Here is an 8201-nt window from a genome sequence, read left to right as displayed (position 1 = left end):
CGTTCCCCCTTTCTCGCTCTCCCTCCCGAGTCCCGAGCGCACTCAGTACCGGGCAAGAACGCAATCTTGCACCTTCCGGGTCACCCCAAGGTGCATAACTGGCTTCTCGAGGAGGCCAGGAGGCCAGGAGGCCTGGAGGCCAGGACAAGGGACAGGAGCTTGGGGCTTGGGGTTCTCCACCAGGGTTTGTAGCTTCCTGAGTCTTGAGCTTCCTGAGTCTTGAGCTTCCTGAGTCTTGCTCGCGCGCCCGGCCCCGAAATCTCAGCCCAGCCTCCATATCCGCGCGAGAACGCAATCACACACCTTCCTAGGCGCGCCGAGGTACATAACTGGCTTCTCGAGTGCACAAAGCGCAGATACGGGGGCGCAGGGCTGGGGTGTCTGGGCTGGGCGCGAGGTGACTCGCCCCGAGATCGTGCAATGCACCCCAACCCGTGCCCCTACGCCGCCCCTAGCCCACCTGGAACGCAATCATGCACCGCCTGTAGTCCGAAAAGGTGCAAACATGGCACATCGCAAGAATTGGTGGCGGCCGATGTCGAGGCAACCCTCCCACCAGGTCATCAGAAGCTCAGAAGCTCAGAAGCTCCGACCCTCAGACGCTCACCCCGCCCAGGCGCTAGCGATAGAAGCCCTCGCGCAGGTTAATGCGGTGCTCCACCCAGGCCTTCATCGCCGCGAGCATGCCGGTCCAGCCCGCGCAGTTCCCGAATGCCGCCGTGGCGCCCGCGGGCGTCGCCTGCCAGGAGGCTTCGGTGATTGTCACGAGCGTGCGAGTATCGTCCTCGAGCGGCGCAAAGGTGAACGTCACGCGCGTCTCCCCCGCTTCGCCGGTCGTCGCCTCACCAGCCCAGAGCACCACGATGCGCTCCGGCGCAGTTGCTTCCAACACCTGAACGGGAAAGGCGCCCGGGAAGTCTGCAAAGTCCCAGGTGACGGTCTCCCCGGTGACGAGCCGGCCCCGCGCTCCTCCCGTCGTGAAGTAGCGTGAGAGCGTCTGCGGATCCGCCACCGCCTCATACACTTCGGCGCACGGTCGGGCGATGCGCCCGGACACAGAAAACGTAAGTTCGGTGAGGGCGGAGTTCTCAGTCATGCCCCCATTACAGCGCGAAACGGCCGCACGCGAAAGTGTCGCGTGCGGCCGTGTACTGAGCTTTCAGCCCCCGATCAGGGGAGCTACGCCAGCTCGATCAGTTCCAGGTAGTCCTTGGACCAGTGGTCTTCGGTCGCCTCGGGCATGATCAGCACCCGCTCAGGGTTGAGCGCCTCAACGGCACCCTGGTCGTGCGAAACCAGCACCACGGCACCGGAGAAGTGCGCCAGCGCGTCCAGGATCTCCTCGCGGCTCGCGGGGTCCAAGTTGTTCGTGGGCTCATCGAGCAGCAGCACGTTCGCGCTGGAAACCACGAGCATCGCGAGCGCGAGTCGGGTTTTTTCCCCGCCCGAGAGTACTCCGGCGGGCTTCAGCACGTCGTCACCCGTGAACAGGAACGAACCCAGCACGCGTCGGGCTTCCATCTCGGTGAGGTGGCTCGACACCGAGATCATGTTCTGCAGCACGCTCGCCTTGACGTCAAGCGTCTCGTGCTCCTGAGCGTAGTAGCCCACCTTGAGACCGTGGCCCGCGATGATCTGGCCCGTATCCGGTTCGTCAACCTGCGCGAGCAAGCGCAACAGCGTTGTCTTGCCGGCACCGTTGAGTCCGAGGATGACAACCTTGGAGCCGCGGTCGATCGCCAGATCCACGCCCGCGAAGATCTCGAGTGAGCCGTACGACTTCGACAGCCCCTCTGCCATAAGCGGGGTCTTGCCGCAGGGTGCGGGCTCGGGGAACCGGAGCTTTGCCACGCGGTCTGCCTGGCGCACGTCTTCCAGTCCTGAGAGCATCTTCTCTGCGCGGGCCACCATCTGGTGCGCGGCCGCAGCCTTTGACGCCTTGGCCCCGAACTTTGCCGCCTGATCCTTCAGCGCGGACGCCTTCTTCTCAACGTTGGAGCGTTCCTTGCGGCGGCGCTCCTCGTCGGCGGCACGCTGGCGCTGGTACAGCTTCCAGTTCATGTTGTAGGTGTCGATGACCTGACGGTTCGCGTCGAGGTAGAACACGCGGTTCACGGTCTCGCCCACGAGGTCGATATCGTGGCTGATCACGATCACACCGCCCTTGTAGGTCTTCAGGAACTCGCGCAACCATACGATCGAGTCGGCGTCGAGGTGGTTCGTGGGCTCGTCGAGGATCATGGTGTCCGCGTCGGAGAACAGGATTCTGGCGAGTTCGATCCGGCGGCGCTGACCACCGGAAAGCGTCTTCAGTGGCTGGTCAAGAATTCGATCCGGCAGGCTCAGGTTGTGAGAGATCGACGCAGCCTCCGACTCGGCGGCGTAGCCGCCCAGAGCCTGGAAGCGATCCGTCAGATTGCCGAAGCGCTTCATCGCCTTCGCGGCGACGTCGGGGTCCTCGGACGCCATGTCCTCCGATGCCTTGGCCATGTTCTGCTGCAGTGTGCCCAGCCCGCGGGCATCAAGAATCCGGTGCCGGGCGATCTGTTCCGGATCACCGGTACGCGGATCCTGCGGCAAGAAGCCAAGCTCACCCGAGATTGTGATCTTGCCCTCAGCGGGCTGAAGCTCTCCGGACAGTGTGCGCGTCAGGGTCGTCTTGCCGGCGCCGTTGCGTCCAACAAGACCGATCTTGTCGCCCGGGTTCACGCGAAACGTGACGCCGGACATGAGCCGACGCGCGCCAACATCAATCGCGAGATCCTCGACGGTAATCATGGGTCCTTCTTCTGTGGTTGTTCGCGCGGGGCTTCCCCGCACGCGGTTCGGCCCGGGGCAGGAAACCCGCCCCGGGCCGAACATCGGTGTTGCGATCTAGATCGAGAAGCCCAAAGCCCTCATCATATCCCGACCATCGTCGGTGATACGCTCCGGCGTCCAGGGCGGCATCCACACCCAGTTGATCCGGAACGCCGTGACGAGACCATCGAGGGCCTCGGCAATGTCGTTCTCGATGACGTCCGTGAGCGGGCAGCCCGCGCTCGTCAGCGTCATGCTGATGACAAGCGCATCGTGCTCCTGATCGAAGGCCAGATCGTAGATCAGTCCCAGATCGACAATGTTCACGCCGAGTTCCGGGTCCGACACGTTCTTCAGCGCTTCGATCGCCTGCTCCCGGAAATCCGGGTCGATCGACTGCGGAACGGTGACTGTTTCCTCACTCATAGGACTAGCCTACGCCCTACGCGTTCGTGAGGAAACGGTCGTAGCCCTCTTCTTCAAGACGGTTCGCGAGCTCGGGACCGCCCTCTTCGGCAACGCGGCCGTCGACGAACACGTGCACGAAGTCAGGCTTGATGTAGCGGAGGATACGCGTGTAGTGCGTGATCAGGAGGACGCCGAGGCCGGTGTTCTCCTTGGCGCGGTTCACACCCTCCGACACGATCTTCAGCGCGTCAACGTCGAGGCCCGAGTCGGTCTCGTCAAGCACCGCAAACTTCGGCTGCAGCAGCTCGAGCTGCAGGATCTCGTTGCGCTTCTTCTCGCCACCCGAGAAGCCCTCGTTGACGTTACGAGCTGCGAAGGACTCGTCCATGCGCAGGTTCGCCATGGCTTCCTTCACGTCCTTCATCCAGGTGCGGATGGCGGGCGCTTCGCCGTCAATAGCGGTCTTCGCGGTGCGAAGGAAATTGGCGTTCGTCACGCCGGGGATCTCCACCGGGTACTGCATAGCCAGGAACATGCCTGCCTGTGCGCGCTCGTCCGGACCGAGCTCGGTGATGTCTTCGCCGTCGAGCAGGATCTGCCCGCTGGTGATCTCGTAGCGGGGGTGGCCGGCTACGGCGTAGGCGAGCGTCGACTTGCCCGAGCCGTTGGGGCCCATGATCGCGTGCGTCTCACCCTTGCGGATCGTGAGGTCCACACCCTTGAGGATGGGCTTGGGGCCCTGCTCGGTCTCAACGCTGACGTGCAGGTCCTTGATTTCAAGCACAGAAGTCATACGGCAATCTCTTTCGTAACGTGGGGGTCAATGTATACGACGCCGTCTTCGATTTCGACGACGTAAACGGGAACCGGCTCGTAGGCCGGGAGGTTGAGCGGCTTGCCGGTGCACAGTGAGAACGCGGAGCCGTGGGCCCAGCACTCGAGCGTGTCACCGTCAACGAATCCCTCGGAGAGGCTGATCTCACCGTGGGTGCAGGTGTCGCCGATGGCGTGGACGTCGCCCTGACCGTCCAACACCACCGCCATTGGCACACCGTCGAGTACGACGCGCGTTGCCTGATCCTGCACCAGATCGCTCAGATCGAGCGCCTTCATCCGGGACATTACGCCAGCACGCTCTGCTGCAGCTCGGCCTCAATCGCGGTCTGGAGTCGCTCTTCGATCTGCTCGTTGCCGATGCGCTGGATGACCTCGAAGAGGAATCCGCGCACCACAAGCTTGCGGGCCTCATCCTCGGAGATGCCGCGGCTCTGGAGGTAGAAGATGTGCTCCTCGTCGAAGCGGCCGGTTGTCGACGCGTGGCCGGCACCCTCGATGTCGCCGGTTTCGATCTCAAGGTTCGGGATCGAGTCCGCGCGCGTGCCCTCGGTGAGGGTGAGGTTGCGGTTTTCCTCGTAGCTGTCTGTACCGGTTGCCACGCGCCGAATCAGCACGTCGCCGATCCACACTGCGTGCGCAGCCTCACCCTGCAGTGCGCCCTTGTAGGCGACGCGGCTGCGGGTGTGCGGAGCGTTGTGATCGATGTAGACCTGGTGCTCGAGGTGCTGACCCGCATCTGCGAAGTACGCGCCGTAAGCCTCACCGTTGGCACCCTGGCCGTCAAGGTGGATCGAGGGGTTGACCCGCACGATCTTTCCACCCAGCGAGACGACGATGTGCTGCAGGTTGCCGTCGCGGCCGACGACCGCGTTGTGGCTCGCGAGGTGAATCGCGTCCTCGTCCCATTCCTGGAGCGACACGACGGTGAGGTTTGCGCCCTCGCCGACAACGATCTCCACGGTTTCGGTGAGGTTCGCCGTGCCTGTGTTTTCCAGGATTACGAGGGCGTTCGCCTGAGCGGCTGCCTCGATGATCGTGTGCGATGCGGTCGGCGCGTTTGTGAGCGCGGTGCGCTTGACGGTGACGGTCTGGCGCTCCTCGCTCGTAACGAGGATATGCTGCGCGGTCCCTGCCTGGCCCCACGCGTTCGCCGCGGCACGATCTTCGGGAAGGCCGCCGCGGCCCACGATCTCGGAGTCCATCGGGATCGAGGTAACCTCGACGCCGGCGGCCTCGGAGACCTCCAGTGCGGAGGCGCCCGGGGTAAGTTCGCCGGAGATGAGCGATGCGATCTCGGCGACCGGAGTGTACTTCCAGTTCACCTCGCGCCCGGTGACGTCCGCGAAGTCGGCAACGTTGGCCGACTTCAGACGGTCCGAGCGGGTCTGCACCGGTACGCGGTTGTCCCAGTCGCCGTCGCTGTGCGCCTTCGCGCCGTGCTGTTCAGTCTGAAGCGTTGTCATCGTTAACCGACAGATCCTTCCATGCTCATCTCGATGAGCTTGTTCAGTTCGAGCGCGTACTCCATAGGGAGTTCGCGAGCAATCGGCTCGATGAAGCCGCGGACGATCATCGCCATCGACTCCTCCTCCGAGAGGCCGCGGCTCATCAGGTAGAAGAGCTGCTCTTCGCTGACGCGCGTGACGGTTGCCTCGTGTGCGAGGGTCGCGTCATCCGTGCGGATGTCGATCGCCGGGTAGGTGTCCGAGCGCGAAATCGTGTCAACGAGAAGCGCGTCACAGACAACCGAGTTGGCTGCGTGGTGCGCGTTTGCTTCCACGCGGACCTCCCCGCGGTAGCCGCTGCGGCCGCCGCCACGGGCGATTGACTTCGCGAGAATCGACGACTTGGTGTGCGGTGCGAGGTGGATCATCTTCGCACCGGTGTCCTGGTGCTGACCCGGGCCGGCAAAAGCAACCGAGAGCGTCTCACCCTTGGCGTGCTCACCCGTGAGGTAGATCGACGGGTACTTCATCGTGACCTTGGAGCCGATGTTGCCATCGACCCACTCCATCGTCGCACCCTCTTCAGCGATTGCACGCTTGGTAACGAGGTTGTACACGTTGTTCGACCAGTTCTGAATCGTCGTGTACCGCACGCGGGCGTTCTTCTTCACGATGATCTCGACAACGGCGGAGTGCAGCGAGTCCGACTTGTAGATCGGGGCTGTGCAGCCCTCGATGTAGTGGACGTAGCTGCCTTCGTCGGCGATGATCAGGGTGCGCTCGAACTGGCCCATGTTCTCGGTGTTGATCCGGAAGTATGCCTGAAGCGGGATCTCGACGTGCACGCCCTTCGGGACGTAGACGAACGAGCCGCCGGACCAGACAGCCGTGTTCAGTGCCGCGAACTTGTTGTCACCCGAGGGGATGACCGTGCCGAAGTACTCTTCGAAGATCTCCGGATGCTCCTTGAGCGCGGTGTCCGTGTCCAGGAAGAGCACGCCCTGTTCCTCAAGATCCTCACGGATCTGGTGGTACACAACCTCGGACTCGTACTGGGCAGCGACGCCTGCGACGAGGCGCTGGCGTTCGGCCTCGGGGATCCCGAGACGCTCGTACGTTTCCTTGATCTCCTCGGGCAGCTCTTCCCAGGAGGTCGCCTGCTTCTCCGTCGAGCGGACGAAGTACTTGATGTTGTCGAAGTCGATCCCGGAGAGATCCGCGCCCCACGAGGGCATCGGTTTCCGACCGAAGATCTGCAGTGCCTTCAGGCGGCGCTGCAGCATCCACTCGGGCTCGTTCTTGAGCGCCGAAATCTCACGCACAACCTGTTCGCTGAGGCCGCGTTTTGCAAGCGCACCGGCCTCGTCGCTGTCGTGCCAGCCGAATTCATACTGGCCCAAGCCTTCAAGCTCGGGCCGGTCGATCAATACCTCCGGCATGATCCCTCCCTCATTCTTCGTCTCGCCGGGCAACCCGTCACGAGGCCGGAGGGTCCGGCTCGAGAGGCGCTTGCGCACGCATCGGGTTCCCTGCAGCGGTGCAGTAGTCTGGGCTTCGGACGGAACCGTTCAGGTGCTGTGCACCCGGACTGGTTCGCCGTACGCAACCACAGCTTCCCATTCTACAGGTTCCCGCGCGTTTGCGGGAGGGGCGCGCGCAGCGCACTTGGAACACCTGGGAGGCCCCTGAGAGGAGTCCCGTTGTCGAGCGCGACCACGACCGAATCACCCCGCGCAAGTCGCCTGTCGAAGTGGATGCCTGACCGGGTGACATCCCGGGTGAAGGCCCTCGCCTGGTGGGTGTTCGCGACGCAGGTACTGATCGTCGCCACCGGCGGCGCCGTTCGCCTGACAGGCTCGGGGCTCGGATGCGACACCTGGCCCAAGTGCACGGACGAATCGTTTGTGAACAATCCAGCCATGGGCATCCACTCCTACATCGAGTTTGGCAATCGGACGCTCTTCTTCTTGCTCGAGGTCATTGCGATTCTCGCGCTGCTCGCGGTGTGGCGATTCCGCAAGCAGCGCCGGGATCTCTTCTGGCTCACCGTGGTTCCCGCACTCAGCGTCTTTATTCAGGCGATCATCGGTGGCATCACGGTGCACTCGGGTCTCAACCCCTACGTTGTGGGCATCCACTTCTTGTCGAGCGTGGTCCTCGTGATGCTTGCCGCGCTGCTCGTGCTGCGGGTATACACGGGCCCCGGACCGCGGAAGCTCGCGGTGTCCGCGCCGCTGCTCCAGACTGTGTGGCTCGCGGTGATCTTCGGGTTCGTGACAATCTCGCTGGGAATCCTGACCACGGGATCCGGCCCGCACGCGGGTGACGGCGGGGCTGCACGCAACGGGCTCGAGTCCGAAGCACTGCAGACCGTGCACGCCGTGGCTTCCTATGGCACGCTCCTGTTCACGGCGGTGGCGCTGTTCCTTGCTCGCAGTGAGCGGGCCTACCGGATCGTGCGCTGGACTGGGTGGTCTATCGGCGTGATGCTCGTGCAGATTGGCGTGGGAATCGCACAGGCGCGTTTGGCTCTCCCCCCGCTCCTTGTTGGGGTGCACATGGTGCTGGCCTGCCTCCTCGCCGCTGGCCTATTTCTCGCCCTCGTGGAAACTCGCCAGCGCGTTGTGCCCGCGGCTTCTGAGCCTCCAGTGCCTCCGGTACCTCCGGTACCTCCGGCACCGCCCGCACCGGCGCCCGCTGAGTAGGCTCCCA

General features: G+C 63.8%; 8 protein-coding genes. 1 reads left to right on the top strand and 7 read right to left on the bottom strand.

Annotated features, from left to right (window positions below; genetic code table 11):
- Nucleotides 1-619: 619 nt before the first annotated feature.
- The 7 genes from FM113_RS08795 to sufB all read right to left on the bottom strand — a co-directional run bounded on the left by FM113_RS08795 (nucleotide 620) and on the right by sufB (nucleotide 6928).
- On the bottom strand, nucleotides 620-1096 hold the full coding sequence (locus FM113_RS08795) for an SRPBCC domain-containing protein (RefSeq protein ID WP_087013701.1): 477 nt from the start codon (nucleotides 1094-1096) through the stop codon (nucleotides 620-622).
- 83 nt (nucleotides 1097-1179) lie between these two features.
- Complete coding sequence (locus FM113_RS08790; RefSeq protein ID WP_087013698.1) at nucleotides 1180-2778, bottom strand: ABC-F family ATP-binding cassette domain-containing protein; 1599 nt, start codon at nucleotides 2776-2778, stop codon at nucleotides 1180-1182.
- Between the two features lie 96 nt (nucleotides 2779-2874).
- The gene (locus tag FM113_RS08785) at nucleotides 2875-3225 is read right to left on the bottom strand and encodes a metal-sulfur cluster assembly factor (RefSeq protein WP_087013695.1); all 351 of its coding nucleotides are present in this window, start codon (nucleotides 3223-3225) and stop codon (nucleotides 2875-2877) included.
- 16 nt (nucleotides 3226-3241) lie between these two features.
- Nucleotides 3242-4000, bottom strand: coding sequence for a Fe-S cluster assembly ATPase SufC (sufC, locus tag FM113_RS08780; protein ID WP_087013691.1), 759 nt, complete (start codon nucleotides 3998-4000; stop codon nucleotides 3242-3244).
- The gene (locus FM113_RS08775; RefSeq protein WP_087013687.1) at nucleotides 3997-4329 is read right to left on the bottom strand and encodes a non-heme iron oxygenase ferredoxin subunit; all 333 of its coding nucleotides are present in this window, start codon (nucleotides 4327-4329) and stop codon (nucleotides 3997-3999) included. The genes sufC and FM113_RS08775 overlap by 4 nt, the downstream gene beginning before the upstream one ends.
- Nucleotides 4329-5507 (bottom strand): Fe-S cluster assembly protein SufD, encoded by a 1179-nt coding sequence (gene sufD / locus FM113_RS08770; protein WP_087013684.1) that lies wholly within the window; start codon nucleotides 5505-5507, stop codon nucleotides 4329-4331. Before sufD ends, FM113_RS08775 begins: the two co-directional genes overlap by 1 nt.
- A gap of 2 nt (nucleotides 5508-5509) precedes the next feature.
- Nucleotides 5510-6928, bottom strand: a complete 1419-nt coding sequence (gene sufB / locus FM113_RS08765) for a Fe-S cluster assembly protein SufB (protein ID WP_087013682.1) — start codon at nucleotides 6926-6928, stop codon at nucleotides 5510-5512.
- 261 nt (nucleotides 6929-7189) lie between these two features.
- Between sufB and FM113_RS08760 the strand changes: the two genes are divergently transcribed.
- Complete coding sequence (locus FM113_RS08760; protein WP_254908932.1) at nucleotides 7190-8194, top strand: heme A synthase; 1005 nt, start codon at nucleotides 7190-7192, stop codon at nucleotides 8192-8194.
- Nucleotides 8195-8201: the final 7 nt, after the last annotated feature.

It is taken from the genome of Leucobacter sp. 7(1) (assembly GCF_900163635.1).
In the GTDB taxonomy this organism is placed as follows: domain Bacteria; phylum Actinomycetota; class Actinomycetes; order Actinomycetales; family Microbacteriaceae; genus Leucobacter.
This window is presented reverse-complemented; position numbering and strand designations above follow the sequence as displayed.